General features: G+C 66.9%; 17 protein-coding genes. 5 read left to right on the forward strand and 12 right to left on the reverse strand.

Translation table 11 applies throughout. The annotated features are described in order from the left end of the window. Nucleotides 1-17: 17 nt before the first annotated feature. From LE416_RS06355 to LE416_RS06365, 3 genes are read right to left on the reverse strand one after another with little or no spacing between them, the layout of a single operon-like run. A complete protein-coding gene (locus LE416_RS06355; RefSeq protein ID WP_225047626.1) occupies nucleotides 18-1,127 on the reverse strand; it encodes an ATP-grasp domain-containing protein in 1,110 nt (369 codons plus the stop codon). Between the two features lie 9 nt (nucleotides 1,128-1,136). Next, on the reverse strand, nucleotides 1,137-2,471 hold the full coding sequence (locus LE416_RS06360) for a nucleobase:cation symporter-2 family protein (protein ID WP_225047627.1): 1,335 nt from the start codon (nucleotides 2,469-2,471) through the stop codon (nucleotides 1,137-1,139). Nucleotides 2,472-2,477: 6 nt separating this feature from the next. Then, nucleotides 2,478-3,056 (reverse strand): xanthine phosphoribosyltransferase, encoded by a 579-nt coding sequence (locus tag LE416_RS06365; protein ID WP_225047628.1) that lies wholly within the window; start codon nucleotides 3,054-3,056, stop codon nucleotides 2,478-2,480. Between the two features lie 327 nt (nucleotides 3,057-3,383). Here LE416_RS06365 and LE416_RS06370 point away from each other — a divergent pair, with 327 nt between their 5' ends. Beyond that, nucleotides 3,384-3,635 (forward strand): hypothetical protein, encoded by a 252-nt coding sequence (locus LE416_RS06370; RefSeq protein ID WP_225047629.1) that lies wholly within the window; start codon nucleotides 3,384-3,386, stop codon nucleotides 3,633-3,635. An 80-nt stretch (nucleotides 3,636-3,715) separates the two neighbouring features. Then, nucleotides 3,716-3,877, forward strand: coding sequence for a hypothetical protein (locus LE416_RS06375; protein WP_225047630.1), 162 nt, complete (start codon nucleotides 3,716-3,718; stop codon nucleotides 3,875-3,877). Nucleotides 3,878-3,988: 111 nt separating this feature from the next. Here the strand turns inward: LE416_RS06375 and LE416_RS06380 are convergent, their stop codons facing one another. Together LE416_RS06380 and LE416_RS06385 are read right to left on the reverse strand one after the other, a co-directional pair. Further along, nucleotides 3,989-4,612 (reverse strand): glycoside hydrolase family 73 protein, encoded by a 624-nt coding sequence (locus LE416_RS06380; protein ID WP_338034762.1) that lies wholly within the window; start codon nucleotides 4,610-4,612, stop codon nucleotides 3,989-3,991. Between the two features lie 221 nt (nucleotides 4,613-4,833). After that, entirely contained in the window at nucleotides 4,834-5,325 is a 492-nt protein-coding gene (locus LE416_RS06385; RefSeq protein WP_225047631.1) for a hypothetical protein, read from the reverse strand. A 104-nt stretch (nucleotides 5,326-5,429) separates the two neighbouring features. Between LE416_RS06385 and LE416_RS06390 the strand changes: the two genes are divergently transcribed. Further along, nucleotides 5,430-6,383, forward strand: a complete 954-nt coding sequence (locus LE416_RS06390) for a Gfo/Idh/MocA family protein (protein ID WP_225047632.1) — start codon at nucleotides 5,430-5,432, stop codon at nucleotides 6,381-6,383. On the opposite strand, the gene LE416_RS06395 is transcribed toward LE416_RS06390, so the two are convergent. Continuing rightward, the gene (locus tag LE416_RS06395; RefSeq protein ID WP_225047633.1) at nucleotides 6,368-6,883 is read right to left on the reverse strand and encodes a GNAT family N-acetyltransferase; all 516 of its coding nucleotides are present in this window, start codon (nucleotides 6,881-6,883) and stop codon (nucleotides 6,368-6,370) included. The genes LE416_RS06390 and LE416_RS06395 overlap by 16 nt on opposite strands. Before the next feature lie 28 nt (nucleotides 6,884-6,911). Here LE416_RS06395 and LE416_RS06400 point away from each other — a divergent pair, with 28 nt between their 5' ends. After that, complete coding sequence (locus LE416_RS06400) at nucleotides 6,912-7,391, forward strand: nucleoside 2-deoxyribosyltransferase (RefSeq protein WP_225047634.1); 480 nt, start codon at nucleotides 6,912-6,914, stop codon at nucleotides 7,389-7,391. Between the two features lie 105 nt (nucleotides 7,392-7,496). On the opposite strand, the gene LE416_RS06405 is transcribed toward LE416_RS06400, so the two are convergent. The 5 genes from LE416_RS06405 to LE416_RS06425 form a co-directional block, all read right to left on the reverse strand. Continuing rightward, a complete protein-coding gene (locus LE416_RS06405; protein ID WP_225047635.1) occupies nucleotides 7,497-8,351 on the reverse strand; it encodes a patatin-like phospholipase family protein in 855 nt (284 codons plus the stop codon). A 121-nt stretch (nucleotides 8,352-8,472) separates the two neighbouring features. Next, nucleotides 8,473-10,209: a pyruvate oxidase gene (gene spxB, locus LE416_RS06410; RefSeq protein WP_225047636.1), complete on the reverse strand. Its 1,737-nt coding sequence runs from the start codon at nucleotides 10,207-10,209 to the stop codon at nucleotides 8,473-8,475. Between the two features lie 226 nt (nucleotides 10,210-10,435). Then, nucleotides 10,436-11,599, reverse strand: coding sequence for a hydroxymethylglutaryl-CoA synthase (locus LE416_RS06415; RefSeq protein WP_225047637.1), 1,164 nt, complete (start codon nucleotides 11,597-11,599; stop codon nucleotides 10,436-10,438). Next, nucleotides 11,596-12,846, reverse strand: coding sequence for a hydroxymethylglutaryl-CoA reductase, degradative (locus LE416_RS06420; protein WP_225047638.1), 1,251 nt, complete (start codon nucleotides 12,844-12,846; stop codon nucleotides 11,596-11,598). The genes LE416_RS06415 and LE416_RS06420 overlap by 4 nt, the downstream gene beginning before the upstream one ends. Then, complete coding sequence (locus tag LE416_RS06425; RefSeq protein ID WP_225047639.1) at nucleotides 12,843-14,018, reverse strand: acetyl-CoA C-acyltransferase; 1,176 nt, start codon at nucleotides 14,016-14,018, stop codon at nucleotides 12,843-12,845. Before LE416_RS06425 ends, LE416_RS06420 begins: the two co-directional genes overlap by 4 nt. A gap of 144 nt (nucleotides 14,019-14,162) precedes the next feature. Between LE416_RS06425 and LE416_RS06430 the strand changes: the two genes are divergently transcribed. After that, nucleotides 14,163-14,459 carry a hypothetical protein gene (locus LE416_RS06430; protein ID WP_225047640.1) on the forward strand — a complete coding sequence of 99 codons (297 nt, stop codon included), beginning with the start codon at nucleotides 14,163-14,165 and terminating at the stop codon, nucleotides 14,457-14,459. Nucleotides 14,460-14,798: 339 nt separating this feature from the next. On the opposite strand, the gene LE416_RS06435 is transcribed toward LE416_RS06430, so the two are convergent. Next, nucleotides 14,799-15,359, reverse strand: coding sequence for a restriction endonuclease (locus LE416_RS06435; RefSeq protein WP_225047641.1), 561 nt, complete (start codon nucleotides 15,357-15,359; stop codon nucleotides 14,799-14,801). Nucleotides 15,360-15,396 lie beyond the last annotated feature (37 nt).

Below are 15,396 nucleotides of genomic sequence, written 5' to 3' on the forward strand. Positions count from 1 at the left end.
CTTCGAATCCGTTGGGGTTACAGGTGAAAATGGTCCGTCGCGTTGAGCGCGGCCTGGACCTGTGGCAGGTTGCCGAACAGGGCGACCTGCCCAATCAGACCGCTGGCCGGCGCCGGGTAGAAACGAAACTGCCAGTCCGGCTTGATCGCCAGCTGCGTGATCGCGGCGGCGCGGTCGCCTTCGCGCAGCGGCAGCAGCACGCCGGGCCGCAGCAGCTTGACTTCAGGCAGCGGCCAGCCGAGCAGCGCGCGCAGGTGCAGCTCGTACTCGGAAACGCCAGTGGTCGGTGCGAGCACGTGCCCGTTGAGCTGCGGCCCCGGGAAGATGCGCTTGACGTACAGCGTCTGCGCCGGGGTCATGAAGAACTCGATGCCGAACACCCCGCAGTAGTCGAGGCGCTTGGCGATGACTTGCGCGACCCGGGTGATCTCCTGGGCCACGGCGGCCCCGCCGCCGGCCGGCGCAATCGACGCCTGCAGCTGGTGGGCCGCAAACACGTTTTGCACCGGCGGCGCGACGCGCACCGTGTCCCCGCTCTTGGCGACCATCACCGCGAACTCGGCCGGCTGGCTCAGCCAGGCCTCCATCACGTAGGGCTGGGTGGCCAAAAGCGCCTGGGCGCGGGCCACGTCGGCCGGCGTTTTCAGCAGCATCTGGGCCGCCTGCCCGCCGCTTTTTTGGATCGGCTTCAGCACGGCCGGGAAGCCCACGGACTCCACGGCCTTGGTCACATCGGCCGGCGACACCACCTGGGCGTACGGCAGCGTGTTCATGTTCAGGTCGTCCAGGAACACCTTTTCCAGGTAGCGGTCCTGGGTGACCGCCAGAATGTCGACGCCGGACGGCAGCTGCCGCGCGGTGGTCAGGCTGGTCAGCACGTCCCCGTTGACGTTCTCGTCCACGTAGGTGATGACCGAGGTGACCTCGGCCAGGCGCGCCAGCGCGGCCGCGTCGGTCACGGAACCGGTCAGCGCCATGTCGGCGGCGTCAAAGGCGACGTCGCCGTCGGTCGGCGCCAGCACCACGACCTTCAGTCCCAGCTGCCGCGCGGTCAGTGCCATGCGGTAGGCCAGAACGCCCCCGCCGACGATGCCGAGCACCGCGCCGGGTTGAATGAATTGACTCATAGCTTCCCCTTATTTGTCGTCGTCTTTCTCGTTCAGGCCGTCCTTGATGTCGAGGTCGGGCTGCGGCGTGCGGGCGTTGAACAGCAGGTTCAGCCCCACCGCCGAGATCGAGGCCATCAGGATGCCGGACGAGAACAGGAGCTGCGCCGTTTTCGGCAGGAACTGCACGATGTCCGGCTGAACGGTCACGCCCAGGCCCAGGCCGATCGAGATTGCGGCGACCAGCAGGTTCTTGTCGTTGTGAAAATCAACCTGCTGGAGCATCCGGATGCCCTGAACGGCCACCATGCCGAACATCACGAGCATCGCCCCGCCCAGCACCGGGTTGGGAATGATGGTGGCCAGCGCCCCGACCTTAGGCAGCAGCCCCAGGATCACCAGGAACAGCGCGGAGAAAATCACCGGCTTGCGGGTCTTAATCCCGGACAGCTGCACCAGGCCCACGTTTTGGGAGAAGGTCGTGTACGGGAAGGTGTTGAAAATCCCGCCCAGGAATACGGCAATCCCCTCGGCGCGGTAGCCGCGGCGCAGGTCGTCCTGCTCGATGCGGCGCCCGACCACGTCCCCCAAGGCGAAGAACACGCCGGTGGACTCGACCATGGAGACCAGCGAAATCAGAATCATCGTGACAATCGAGCTCCACTCGAACTTCGGCACCCCGAAGTAGAACGGTGTCGGCACGTGGAACCAGCTGGCCTCGGCGACCGGCGCGAAGCTGACCTGGCCCATCAGCCCGGCGAGCACGGTGCCCCCGACCAGGCCGATCAGGATGGCAATCGAGCGGACGAAGCCGCGGCCCCACACGTTGAACGCCAGGATCAGCAGCACGGTGAAGGCGCCGATGGCGAGGTTACCCATGTTCCCGAAGGACTTGGCCGCGGTGTCGCCGCCGCCGAGGTTCTGGAACGCGACCGGGATCAGGGACAGCCCAATCACGGTGATCAAGGTGCCGGTGACCAGCGGCGGGAAGAAGCGCCGCAGCTTGGCGAACACGCCCGAGATCAGGAACACGAACAGCCCGGCGGCGATGATCGCCCCGTACATCGTTCGGAAATCGAACTTCTGCCCGATCATGATCAGCGGTGCGACGGCCTGCACGGCGCAGCCCAGCACCACCGGAAGCCCGATGCCGAAGTATTTGTTGGCAAAAATCTGCAGCGCAGTGGCAATCCCACACATGAAGATGTCGATCGACACCAGGTACGTCATCTGCTCGCTTGAAAAGTGAAGCGATGCCCCGATCAGAATCGGGACCAGCACGGAACCGGAATACATCGCCAGCAGGTGCTGGATCCCCAGCACTGCGGCCTTTGGTGCGGAAACATCTGGCTGCTTGTTCATCATGCCCTCCTAGTCTTCTTCGGCGAAAACGACTTCGCCGTTCTCGAACGCCGCGATCCGCGCGAGCGACTCCACGTGAATATGGCGCTCGTCCAGCAGCTTGCGGCCCTTCTGGAAGGTCTTTTCGATCACGATGCCGACCCCGGCCAGCGTCGCGTCGGCCTGGCCGATGATGTCGATCAGGCCCTCGACCGCCTGGCCGTTCGCCAGGAAGTCGTCGATGATCAGCACCGTGTCGTCCTGGTTCAGGAACTTCTGGGCAATCGCGATCATGTTCGCCGTCTTCTTGGTGAAGGAGTAGACCTCGGCGGTGTACAGGTTGTCCTTGAGGGTCAGCGACTTGTGCTTGCGGGCGAACACCACCGGCACGTGGAACTGCATGCCGGCGGCCAAAGCCGGCGCGATGCCGGAACTTTCAACCGTCAGGATCTTGGTAATCTTCGTGTCCTTGAAGCGGGCGTAGAACTCGGCGCCAAGCGCCGTCATCAGGTCCGGGTCGATCTGGTGGTTGAGGAAGTTATCCACCTTTAAGACATCCGCCCCCAGCACCTGGCCGTCCTGCTTGATCCGATCCTCCAGTAATTTCACCTGTTAGCACTCCTTTTCAGAAATAAGAATTTTCCAAATTTTACCACCCGGGCGGCGAATTTGCAACCGAATCCGCGCCGTTACGGGGCTTTATCCGAACATTTTGCGGATTCACTAACTAAAAATCGGCGAATCGGCCGTTTTTGCCTCGTAGTGACAGGCTACCGGTACCCGACCGGTCGTCACTCACCTTTTATTCACCGCGTTCACATTGTCATCCACTTGAATCATTGATTGGCGCAGGCTATGCTCGGGTCGTTGGATACGCGTTTTCTCTGAGGCACGACTCGCGTTGACCCGCGGGCCGCAGGGTTGGGAGTGATGGGATTGAAGTGGCAGAACATGGGAACCAAGGGCAAGGCGCTGCTCATCGTCGCCGTGGCGCTGCTGGCCGTCACAGGGGTGTGGTTCGGCTGGCGCGCGCCCACGCTGCATCGGGTGGCGCAGCGCACCGACCACGCACTGGCCGACGCGGGCTACACCAAGCGCACCGTGCGGCGAAGGGTCTACAAGGAGGCCACCGGCCCCTCAGCGGCATCGCCTGGTACAACTACACCTTTGCCGACGCGGCGGCGCTGAAGGCCAGCCGCGCCTACGCGACGCATCGGGGCAAGGACCCCGCGAAGCTGACGCTTGCCAACTGCCCGATTGTCTACCGGGTGGTGCTGACCCCGCCCGGCACCAAGGACGGCAAGTGGGACGCCGTCATCTACCTGGACCCGAACGCCGCGCTGAGGGACGGCGACCGCCCCGCCTACGTTCAGCGCCTGAACGTGCGCTCAAGGCGCACGCTGAAGCTGCGGGCGCAGGACCTGCGCTGACCGGCCGGCTCGGCGGCCAAATTCAGCCGAAAGAAGCAGGACCGCCGCGGCCCATCCCAGATTGGGGATGGGCCGCGGCGGTCCTGCTTTGTCATGCGGTTAGGCGGACGCTCAGTCGTAGCGCGCCAGGTCGTAGGTCTCGACCACGCTGATCAGCTTGGCCGGGTAGTCCGGGTCGGTCGCGTACCCCGCCGTTTTCAGCGCCTGCGCCGCGGTTTTGTAGTCGCGCGCGGCAATCACGGCGGCGTACTGATTCTTGTTCCACGCCGTGCCGTTGACGAACAGCAGCGCGTGGGCCTTCATCGACGCGACGTCGCTGTCGTACACGGCGAAGCGCGCCTTGACTGTCACCCACTGGTCGTTGACGTACTCCTTGGTCGCCAGCAGCTTGGTTTTGGCCGGATCCGACCCCTTGATGCCAAAAAGGTTGTGGTACTCGCTGGCCAACGTCGAGCGGCCCCAGTCGGACTCCAGAATCGCCTGCGCCAGCGTGATGCTGGGCAGCACGTGGTACTGAGTGTGCAGCGTCTGGGCGTACGGCGCCAGGCGGGTGATGAAGGCCTTTTTCTCCGCCAGCACGCTTTCACTTTGGCTCTTGGCGATGCTGGCCTGCCGCGCCAGGTCGCGGCGCGTCATCAGCGTCTGCACCGCGACGACGGCCACGCCGGTCAGCATCAGGGCGATCACCAATGTCACAAAAAGCGGAATCTTGTGGAACTTGCGCCGTCGCGCCATCTCGTCACTTCCATTTCGTTGCGTTGCCGGTCCCGTGTTGGCTGCCTCACCAATCACACGCCGGTTGGGTGGCCGGTCACGTGCCGGTTCACCCAGTTGCACCGAGATTACGCGGCGGCGCGGCCGCTGTCAACCGCCAATTCACGGCATGCGCCCACAATGCTGGGCCGCGGTCACGCTGCGGATTGCGGTCGGCCCGGCTGCGTGCCGCGCGCAACCGCTCAGTCGGTCGCCTCGCCCGGCGCCGGCAGCTGGGTCTGCGCCCACTCCAGCAGGTCGAGCTTTTGCATCTGCAGCTTCTTGGCCACCGGGGCCGGCACCGCGAAGTCCAGGATGTCGTCGAGGCCGCGCACGCCGTAGCCGCGGCGAATCTCCAGGTGCGCGGTGCCGCTTTGGCTCTGGGTCACCGCGGTGGCGGCGCCGGCCTGCAGCCAGGCCAGGGCGATGGTCGCCTTGGCGTTTTGGTAGCGCCAGCCCACGCCCTGCTCGGCCGGTGCGGTTTCGTTTTGCACCGCCACCTTGTTGGCCAGCATCCACTCGTAATCGGAAAACAGGTAGCGCAGGCTGCCACGCTGCTTGCCGGTCAGCGCCGCATCCCCCGCGAGCACCGCGGTCACGGGCACGTGCAGCCGATCGAGCCAGCTGTTTTTCTCCGTCTCGCCCGCGGCCGCCAAGGTCAGCGCCGCAAGCGCCAGTAACGTCTGATCATTCACAACGAATCGCTCCTTTCAACCGGTGATTACTCTACCATTGTAGCAGAATCGCCGGCCGGATTGTGCTAACATTAAAGCGCAACCACAATCAAGGAGGAATGCACATGACACACAATTGGGGCATCATCGGCCTCGGCGGCATCGGCAGCCAGTTCGCCGCGAGCCTGCCGGAGGATCAGACACTTTACGGCGTGGCCGCCCACGACTTTGCGCGGGCCCAGGCCTTCGCCGCCAAGTACCACGCCCAGCACGCCTTCGCCGATTACGCGGCGCTGTTCGCCGATCCGGCCATCGACATCGTCTACGTCGCGACCACGCACAATTTTCACTACGAGAACATCAAGGCGGCGCTAATGGCGGGCAAAAACGTGCTGGCGGAAAAGGCCATCACGGAAAACCTCGCGCAGCTGGACGAGCTGATCGCACTGGCCAAAGCGCGCCACCTGATTCTGATGGAGGCGCAGACCATCTACCACATGCCGCTGTACCCGCGGCTGGCGGAAGGCGCCAAGGACCTCGGCAAGCTCAAGACCATCAACGTGATGTTTGGCTCCTTCGCCCAGGGCAAGACCAACGGGCGGCTGTACGACCCGGCACTCGGCGGCGGCGCGATGCTCGACATCGGCGTCTACGCCCTGAGCTTCGCGCGGCGCTTCCTCACCGCGACCCCGCACCTGGTGGCCACCCAGTGGACCCCGACCTCGACCGGCGTCGACGGCCAGAGCACGCTGCTTTTGAACAACGCCAACAACGAGATGGTCACCGTCGCGCTGAACCTCGAGGCGCGCATGCCCAAGCAGGGCATCGTCGCGTACGACGGCGGCTATTACAGCGTCATGGAGTACCCGCGCAGCCAGGAGGCGACCTTCACCAGCCCCGACCAGCTCTCCGAGGTGATCCTCGAGGGCGACGCCGGCCAGGCCCTGGCCTACGAGGCCCACGACATGGCAACGGCGGTTGAAACCGGCGAGAACCCGACGCTGGCCTGGACCCGCGACGTCATGGCCATCATGACCGACGCGCGCAAGGCCTGGGGCTTCGCCTACCCCAACGAGTGATCCAGCAGCACCATGTCGCACAGCGCGAGGCCGTCGACCACGATCGGCGCCTGGTACGCGGTGAAAAACTCGCGGCGCACCCCGCAGAAGCGAAAGCCGAGCCGGCGGTAAAAGCGCAGGTTGGCAAAATCGGCGTCGCCGGTGCCCACAATCAGGCGCGCGGCGGCGCCTTGGTAGCGGTCGAGCACCGCGTTGACCAGCGCCGCGCCGACCCCGTGGCGCTGCCAGGGCTCGGCCACGGCCAGGTTCTTGAGCTCAAGCAGCGAGGCGACGGCATCCACGGCCGGCGCAGTTTCGCGGTCAGCCCTGGTCTCGGTCTCGGTACCACCTGTCCCATCGGCCACGGTCACCAGCGCGACGCCGATCGGCTCGCCGTCCTGGACGGCCGCCAGCAGCGTGCCGCTTAGCCAGTAGCGGTCGAGCATCGCGGGGTCCTCATCCCCCAGCAGCAACAGCTGCCGGTACGGGGCCCGGTCGCCGGTCACTTCCTGAATCCTCATCTGCTCACCCTTTCAATCGGAGGTTGTCATGAAACTCTACTTTGCCAACGGCCTTTTCTCTCAGGCCGACTTCAACTACAACCAGGCGCTGGTCGCCCGCCTGCGCCAGGCGCTGCCGGCGCTTGACATCTACCTGCCGCAGGAGAACGCGGCGATCAACGACAAGCAGGCCTACGCCGACGCCAAAATGATCGCGCAGGCGGACACCGACGAGGTGCTGGCGTCCGACCTAATGATCGCCGTGCTCGACGGGCCGGTGATCGACGCGGGCGTCGCCAGCGAGATCGGCGTCGCCTACGCCAAGGGCATCCCGATTCTCGGGCTGTACACCGACTCCCGCCAGCAGGGCGCGGGCAACGCCAAGAAGCTCGCCGCCCTGGCGGAAATCGCCGAGAACCAGTTCGCCTACCTGAACCTCTACACCGTCGGCCTGATCAAGCTCAACGGCGCGGTGTACAACACCGAAGACGCGCTGATTGCCGACTTGCGCGCGCGGCTGGAGGCCTAGATCGTCCGCTAGAAGCCGGGCCACGGCTTGAGATTGACGTACACACCGACAACGCCCCTGAATCCGAACGATTCAGGGGCGTTTGTCGTCTCCCGGTGAACCCAACTAGGCCTTGAGGTAGTCCTGAAGCGCGGCGAATCTGGCCTCGCCCTCCTGCCGACCGGTGTCGTACAGGGCCTGAAGCTTGCCGGTGTCGCCCTCCAGCCGCTTAACGGTGACCGGCTGGCTCGGCGCGATGACGAACGCGGCGCCGGCTCGCTCCAGCGCGTCGAGTGCGTCGGCCTGGCGGTTGTACATCTCGGGGCGGCCGATTGCCGCCTCGACGAAGGCCGGGTGCTCGCCGAACGTATGCTGGTACGCCGCGGCGAGCACCGGCGAGGTCGCCGCCTTTCGGTACGCGCGCTCGCGGGTGCGGATCACGACGATTTTGTCAAAACCGGCGGCCTGCGCGTAGCCATAGGGAATCGAGTCCGTGATGCCGCCGTCCAGGCACAGGCCCAGGCGCGTGTCCTGCGGCGCCGAGATGAACGGCATCGCGCTGGACGCCTTCAGCGCGTCGACCAGCTCCGAACCGGTCGGGTGCACGAAGTATACCGGCCGGCCGTTGGTGACGCTGGTCGCGACCACCACGAACTGGGTGGGCGAGGCGTCGTAGGTCGCCTGGTCGAAGTCCTCCCAGCCGTCACCGTGCGGGGCGAACAGGTAGTCCAGGTTGATGATGTCCTCGCGGTGCAGCGCGCGCCGCAGCGAGATGTAGTTGGGATCGTGGCGGTAGCCGACGTTCACGTGCGTGGTGCGCCCGAGCTGCTCGGACACGTAATTGGTGCCGCACAGCGCGCCCGCCGACACGCCGATGACGGTGTCAAAGTGCAGCCCGTGGGTCAAAAACGTGTCGAGCACCCCGGCGGTGTACTGTCCGCGCAGCGCGCCGCCCTCCAGGACCAGTGCCGTTTTATCCATATCGATCGCCTCCAATGGGCCTATTCTACGCCCCTTCCCCGCCCGTTGCCAAGTTGGACGGTGCGCGGCCGGCCGCAAAAAGGGCCGCGCCCGTGGACGCGACCCCTGATGCTGCTGACTGCTAGTTCTCCTCTTCCGCCAGCAGCTTGCGGAACGGAATCAGGTCCTCCGCGGCGTACTTGGCGACGAACGCCCGCACGGCCTCGGGATCCTGCACCTCGGGATCGAGCACCAGCTGCTCAACCGGCAGCGGGCGCAGGTCCGAGATTTTCACGTCGATCACCACCGGCCCCGTGGCTTCGGCCGCGCCGGAAAAGGCCGCGTGCAGCTCGTCCAAGTTGTGCACCTCAAAGCCCGTGGCGCCCAGCGCCTGGGCCGCGGTGCCGTAGTCCGCGTCGATCAGATCGACGCCGGAGTGCGGCTGCTTGGTGTCGTCCTGCTCGGCCTCGATGAAGCCCAGGCTCTCGTTGGTCAGGATCACGTTGATGATCGGCATCCGGTACTTGACCTGGGTCAGGATGTCTTGCATCACCATCGCGTAGCCGCCGTCACCAGAGATCGACCACACCTGGCGCTTCGGGAACTCCGCCTGCGCACCGATCGCGGCCGGCAGCGCGTAGCCCATCGTCGCGTACCAGCCACTGGTGGTGAAGCGCTGCTGGTCGTCGATGCGCAGGAAGCGCATGCCGTTGATCGTCACGTTGCCGACGTCGACCTGGAAAATAGCATCGGCGGTCGCGGCGTCGTTGATCGCCTTGAACACCGGCTCCACGCGCAGCGGCGTGGTCGGGTCGGTTTCCTTGCTGGCGATCCAGTCCGCCCAGTTCTGCTTGTTGCGCAGCGCGGCGCGGTACCAGCCGGTTTCCGGCAGCTGGTGGCCGACGCTCAACAGCGCCTGCATCACCTGCTTGGCGTCGGCCAGCATCGCGAGGTCGACATGGTGGCGCCGCCCGAACTTGGTGCCGTCGATGTCCACCTGAATGTACTTGGCGTCCGGGGCGATGAAGTAGGCCTGAAACGGCATGTCGGTCCCGAGCATCAGCACGGCGTCGGCGCCCTGCGCCACCTCGACGCCGGGCTTGCTGGCGACGCGTCCGGCCGAGCCCATGTAGGCCGGATCGGAATCGGGCACGATGCCCTTACCCAACGCGGAGCTCATAATCGGCGCGTGCAGCAGCTTGGACAGCGCGAGAATCTCGGCGCGGGCGCCGCGCGCGCCGGTGCCGATGTACAGCAGCGGGTGCTTAGCCGAAGCCAGGATGTCCCAGGCCTCAGCGACCTGCGCCGGGTCCGGCGTCGGCAGCAGCGGCTTTTGGTACAGGCTGGCCGTGGACACGTAATCGTCCTCGATGGGCTCCCAGCCGAGGTCCTTGGGGATCGTGATCACGGCCACGCCTCGCTTGGCGTAGGCCTGGCGAATCGCCTCGTCCACCACCCCCGGCAGCTGCGCGGCGGTCATCACCGTGCGGTTGTACACCGACACGTCGGCGAACATCGGGTTCTCGTTCATCTCCTGGAAGTAGCTGGTGTTCATGGTTGCGGTCGGCACCTGGCCGACCAGGGCGAGCAGCGGCACGTGGTCGTACTGCGCGTCGTACAGGCCGTTGAGCAGGTGCACGGCGCCGGGCCCGGCCGAGCCGAAGGTGACGCCGATTTTCCCGGTGATCTTGGCCTCCCCGACGGCGGCCAGCGCGCCGACCTCCTCGTGGCGAACCTGGATGTAGTTGATGGTGTCCTTGCGGTTGTGCAGCGCGTTCATCGTGGAATCAAACGAGCCGCCGGGCAGGCCGTAAATGTTTTTGACCCCCCAGCTTTCGATGACCTTGAGCGCTGCGTCTGATGCATTGATCTTTGTCATGGGCGTTCCCTCCGCTTACTTAAAATAAGTTACAACCTGAGTATAACGAGTTGCTGACAAAAAACAAGTGGATTAATAAAAACGGTTCCAAGGCAAGCGTACCATCGCAGGGCCCCGCCGCGCCAGAATGCGGCTCGCGCCACGCAAAAAGCCGGCGCGCCGCCCCTAAGTGGGACAGCCCGCCGGCCGTCATTGCGTCAATGCAGTTCAGCTCATCGCGGCCGCGTCAGGCGTTGGCCCGGTACTGCCGCTCCTGGCCGGTCACGCCGGTCAGCACGAAGCGGCCGGCGAACAGCGCCGGGTCGGCTTCATAGTCCGCCGGGCCGTACGGCACCTTGTCGTTGAACACTGACTCGTACTCGGCCACGGTAAGCCGCCGGCGCGCGTCCAGGCGCGAGAGCGTCCCGGCCGCGTCCAGCTGGGCGGCAAACCCCGGCTGAAGCGTCGCGCTGAAGAACTCGCCGACCGCGCCGGAGCCGTAGGAGAACAGGCCGATCCGGTCGCCTTCGGCCAGGTCCGAGGCGTGCTCCAGCAGCGACAGCAGGCCCAGGTACAGCGAGCCGGTGTAGAGGTTGCCCACCCGGCGGCTGTACGCGGCGCTGGCGGTGAAGGCCGAACTCAGCGCCGCCTGCTGGGCCGGCGTCGCCTCCGGGAGCACCTGCCGCAGCGCCTTCAGGCCCATTTTGGTGTAAGGCAGGTGGAAGCACAGCGCCTTGAAGTCCGCGATGCCCCGGCCCGTCGTCGCCTTGTAGCGCGCCCACACGAGATTGAAGAAGCGCAGGTACTGCTCGGTGGAAAACTTGCCCCGCGCAAGCGCACGATCGGTGTACACCGGCCGCCAGAAGTCCTGGATGTCCTCGGCGTAGTGGACGGAATCGTCCGAAAGCGCCAGCAGCCTGGGTTCGGCCGAAACCACCATCGCCACGGCACCTGCGCCCTGCGTCACCTCGCCCGGCGTCGCCAGGCCGTAGCGCGCGACGTCGGCGGCGATCACCAGCGCCTGGCGGTCCGGGTGGGCGGCGACGTAATCGCGCGCCATCATCAAGGCCGCGGTGCCGCCGTAGCAGGCCTCCTTGAGCTCGACCGCGCGCACCCACGGTCCCAGCTTCAGCAGCCGCTGCACGTACAGCGCGGCGGCCTTGCTGGCGTCGACGCCGGACTCCGTGCCAAGCGCAATCAGCCCCAGACGCGCCGGATCCAGCGTCAGCCGGCTGGCGGCCGAAGCGCCCAGCGTCACGATGTCCTGGCTGCTGGGCACGACGGCCTGCTGGTCCTGGCCGATGCCGATGGTGTACTTGTCCGGCTCGTCGCCGCGCGCCTGCGCCAGGTCGCGCAGGTCGACGAAGAGAGTCGTGGTGTCAAAAGCGATCTGGTCGATGCCGATTGTCACTGCTGTTCATCCTTTCGTAAGGCGGCAAGCGCCTGTTGTGCCGCGGCCAGGCTCATCGCCGTGCCGCGAAGCGTTGCGGCCACCACGGCGATCTCGTCACCGGTGGCCCCGGCGGCGATCGCCAGCGAGTTGGCCTGAAGCGCCATGTGCCCGGCCTGAATGCCGGGCCCGGCGAGTGCCCGCAGCGCCGCAAGGTTTTGGACCAGCCCGAGCGCCGCCAGCGCCTGCTGCAACGCCGCGACGCTGTCAAACCCACCGAGCCGCAGCGCCGCCTGGGCGCTCGGCAGCGCGCTCATCGCGCCGCCGACCACGCCGACCTGAAGCGGCAGCGCGATGCGCCCGGCCAGCCGCCCGTCTTCCTGCAGGTGCCAAGTCGCCAGCGGCTGGTAGCGGCCGCTGGCGGCGGCGAAGGCGTGCGCCCCGGCCGCCACGGCGCGCCAGTCGTTGCCGGTGGCCAAAACGGCGGCGCCGACCCCGTTCATGATGCCCTTGTTGTGGGTGACCGCGCGGGCGACGTCGACCGTCGCCAGCCGGCTGAGCTGCGCGATGCGCCGCGCAATCTCGGCCCCGGCGACGTTGCGGGTCGCAAGCGTGTCGGGAGCCAGCGTGACGGTCGCCACCGTCGGCTCGGTGTCGCCGTTGGTCAGAATCGCCACCAGCGGCGGCTCCCCGACCCAGGCCGCGGCGGCGTGGCCGACCGCCTCGGCGATGGTGTTGACGATGTTGGCCCCCATCGCCGCCTGCGAATCGACGCCAAGCGCCAGCTTCACGAAGCCGTCAAGCCGCGTCACGGTCACCGTGCGCAGCCCGCCGCCCCGCCGCACGATGGACGGGTGCGCCGCGGCCGCAACCGCGCGGATCTCGGCCTCGTGCGCGGCGAGCAGCGCCACCACCCGGTCCGGCGCGGCGGTGGCAAACACCACCTCCCCGACCACCAGGTGCGCGGGCGCCTGCGCCTGCACGCCGCCGTTGAGCGCCGCGATGCGCGCGCCGTTGTTGGCCGCGGCGACCACGGAGGGCTCCTCCGTGGCCAGCGGCACCTGCACGCTGCGGCCGTTCACCGGCAGGTCCCGCACCACGCCCAGCGGCAGCGCGATTTGGCCGATCTGGTTTTCGATCAGGTGCGCGGCCACGGCCGGGTCAAGCCCGGGCGTGCCGGCCCACAGCGCGGCGTCTGCCGGCGTCATCAGGCCGGCCTCGACCAGCTGCCGGCGCCGTTCCTCGGGACTCAGCTCGTAGAACTTCACCGCCGCACCTGCATCGCCACGCCGATGCCACCGCCGACGCACAGCGCGGCGATGCCCTCCGTCACGTCACGGCGGGCCATGGCGGCCAAAAGCGTCATCAGCACCCGCGCGCCGGACGCGCCGAGCGGGTGGCCGAGCGCAATGGCGCCACCCGCCACGTTGAGCTTGGCCGCCGGCAGCGCCAGCTCCTGGGCCACCGCCAGGCTCTGCGCCGCGAAGGCCTCGTTGATCTCGAACAGGTCGATGTCGGTCATCTTACTGCCCGTTTTGGCCAAAAGCTTCTCGATCACGCGCTTGGGGGCGTACCCCATGAAGTTCGGGTCGATGCCGCCCTCGCTGTAGCCGGCGATGGTCGCCAGGTACGGCAGGCCGCGGCGCTCGGCCGCCGCCTTGTCCATCAGCACCAAGGCGGCCGCGCCGTCGTTGATGCCACTTGCGTTGCCTGCGGTCACCGTGCCGCCCGCCTGGTAGGCCGGCTTGAGCGCCGCAAGCTTGGCGGCACTGGTGTCCGGGCGCGGCGCCTCGTCAGTATCCACCACCACCGGGCCGCGGCGCGTTGGCACCGTCACAGGGGCGATCTCGGCGGCAAAATCGCCGGCCGCCTGCGCCGCCACTGCCTTTTGGTGCGAAGCCAGGGCAAAGGCGTCTTGGGCCTCGCGGCTGATGCCGAACTGCGCCGCCACGTTCTCGGCGGTGATGCCCATCGGCTGGCCGGTGAACGCGTCGGTCAGGCCGTCGCGCTGCAGCCCGTCGACGAAGGACACGCCGCCGAACTTGTGGCCGAAGCGCAGGTCCGGCGCGTAGAACGGCGCCTGGCTCATGCTCTCGGTGCCGCCGACCAGAACGGCCTCGGCGTCGCCCAGCAGAATCGCGCTTTGGCCCAGGCGCACGGCTTTGAGCCCGGAGCCGCAGACCTCGTTGACGGTCATCGCGGTGCTGGCCGTCCCCATGCCGCTGCCCAGCGCAATCTGGCGCGCGACATTTTGGCCGGAGTTGGCCTGCAGAACGTTGCCGAACACCGCCTGGTCGAGCTCGCTTGCCGCCAGCCCGGACCGGGCAATCGCGGCCTTGGCCGCCACGGTGCCCAGCTCGACGGCGGACACGCCGGCAAGGCTGCCGCCCAGCCGCCCAATCGGCGTGCGGGCGGCGCTTAGAATCACAACTTCGGTCATCGTTTCCTCCTCGGGCCCTAGGGCCACTGGTTATGACTATTAGTATACCAAGCGCGGGCAAGCCCGGGCCGACCGCTAAGAAAAACTTAGCATTTTGCCACACCGCGGGCTTATCATGGAGGCAACGACTCGAGGAGGTGCGCCATGCGCGTGATCGATCTGCTGGCCCTGCTGGCCGACTACAACCAAAACACCGCCGTGCAGATGCAAAGCGGTGAGACGGTGGCAAATATTGAGCGCTTCGAGCTGAGCACCGTGCTGGAATCGGACCACCTGACGCTCATCCCCAAGGCGGGCGGCCACCCGCACCGCCTCTGGGAGCTGCGCGTGCTGCTGGACCGCACGGAGTTGCGCCCGCGCTACGTCTACCTGCAGACCCCGACCGGCCCGGTCCCGGCCTTCGGCTTCCAGCAGCGCAAGGCGGCGCTGGTGATCAACTGAGGGGAAAGCGACGGCCGGCCAGGCAGGCCGCACGGACCTGAGCGCTCGCGCCCAATCGACCGCGCAAGCCGCGACTGCTGAATCGCCACGAATAAGTGACTCCCCGCAAAGACGAGCCGCCGCCGTGGAGGGCTCCGGCGCGGACGCGGCGACACTGGAGGCACCGGGCCGGGGCGAGCCAGCGTGAAATTGCTGTAAGCGGGCGGTCTTTGCCCGCTTACAGCAACGGCGGGTCCTGAGACCGCACTTCGGGCTCAGGAGAGCCGCACGCGTTCCGCCGCCCCGGCCCGGTGCCGGAAGCCCGTCTCGTCCCCGCCGCAGCCCGGCAGCAGCCCGACCTCAGCTCGGCAGCCGGCGCATCAGGCGACGGAGGCGCGGGCGGTCGATCAGCTTGACGCCGAGGTCGTCGGCGAGCTCCTTGGCCGAGTCGCTGAACTCGGAGTTGGTGATCACCGCGGCCTCATCCAGCTTGTAGAAGTTGTGCCCCGTCCAGACCTCCTGCACCGCCTTGTTGCCGACGAAGCCCGTGTAGCGCTTGCACTGAAAGCCGATGCTTTTCTTATCCTTTTTAGCGATCACGTCGATGCCCTGGTCGCCGGCCAACTGCGTCACCTGGATGTGCTTGTAGCCGTTGCGGCGCAGCAGGTAGGCGCAAAAATGCTCGAACTCCTCGCCCTCCATCGCGTCGACTTTTTCCATCTGCAGGTCGCGGTAGCGGAAGTGGCGCCGGTACAGCAGGCACGCGTTGATTGCGGCCCAGCCGGCGATCAGCACGAACGCGGCCAGGTCCAGCCGCGGTCGCCACGCCAGGAAGTAGGCGCGCCCCCAAAAGGCGTAGCCCAATGCGAGCGCGAACCCCGCGGTCCACAGCCAGTACAGTCTCATGAGTAAGCGGTGCATGGTAGCCTCCGATCTACGAACGTCTGTTTCGTCCCCC

The sequence above is a fragment of the Lacticaseibacillus kribbianus genome, assembly GCF_020180945.1.
Classification (GTDB): domain Bacteria; phylum Bacillota; class Bacilli; order Lactobacillales; family Lactobacillaceae; genus Lacticaseibacillus; species Lacticaseibacillus kribbianus.

Coding starts and splice junctions, on each gene's coding strand:
- LE416_RS06355 (WP_225047626.1), bottom strand. CDS start 1,127: ATGAGTCAATTCATTCAACCCGGCGCGGTGCTCGGCATCGTCGGCGGG.
- LE416_RS06360 (WP_225047627.1), bottom strand. CDS start 2,471: ATGATGAACAAGCAGCCAGATGTTTCCGCACCAAAGGCCGCAGTGCTG.
- LE416_RS06405 (WP_225047635.1), bottom strand. CDS start 8,351: ATGGATAAAACGGCACTGGTCCTGGAGGGCGGCGCGCTGCGCGGACAG.
- LE416_RS06400 (WP_225047634.1), top strand. CDS start 6,912: ATGAAACTCTACTTTGCCAACGGCCTTTTCTCTCAGGCCGACTTCAAC.
- LE416_RS06380 (WP_338034762.1), bottom strand. CDS start 4,612: ATGGCGCGACGGCGCAAGTTCCACAAGATTCCGCTTTTTGTGACATTG.
- LE416_RS06390 (WP_225047632.1), top strand. CDS start 5,430: ATGACACACAATTGGGGCATCATCGGCCTCGGCGGCATCGGCAGCCAG.
- LE416_RS06425 (WP_225047639.1), bottom strand. CDS start 14,018: ATGACCGAAGTTGTGATTCTAAGCGCCGCCCGCACGCCGATTGGGCGG.
- LE416_RS06435 (WP_225047641.1), bottom strand. CDS start 15,359: ATGCACCGCTTACTCATGAGACTGTACTGGCTGTGGACCGCGGGGTTC.
- LE416_RS06430 (WP_225047640.1), top strand. CDS start 14,163: ATGCGCGTGATCGATCTGCTGGCCCTGCTGGCCGACTACAACCAAAAC.
- spxB (WP_225047636.1), bottom strand. CDS start 10,209: ATGACAAAGATCAATGCATCAGACGCAGCGCTCAAGGTCATCGAAAGC.
- LE416_RS06395 (WP_225047633.1), bottom strand. CDS start 6,883: ATGAGGATTCAGGAAGTGACCGGCGACCGGGCCCCGTACCGGCAGCTG.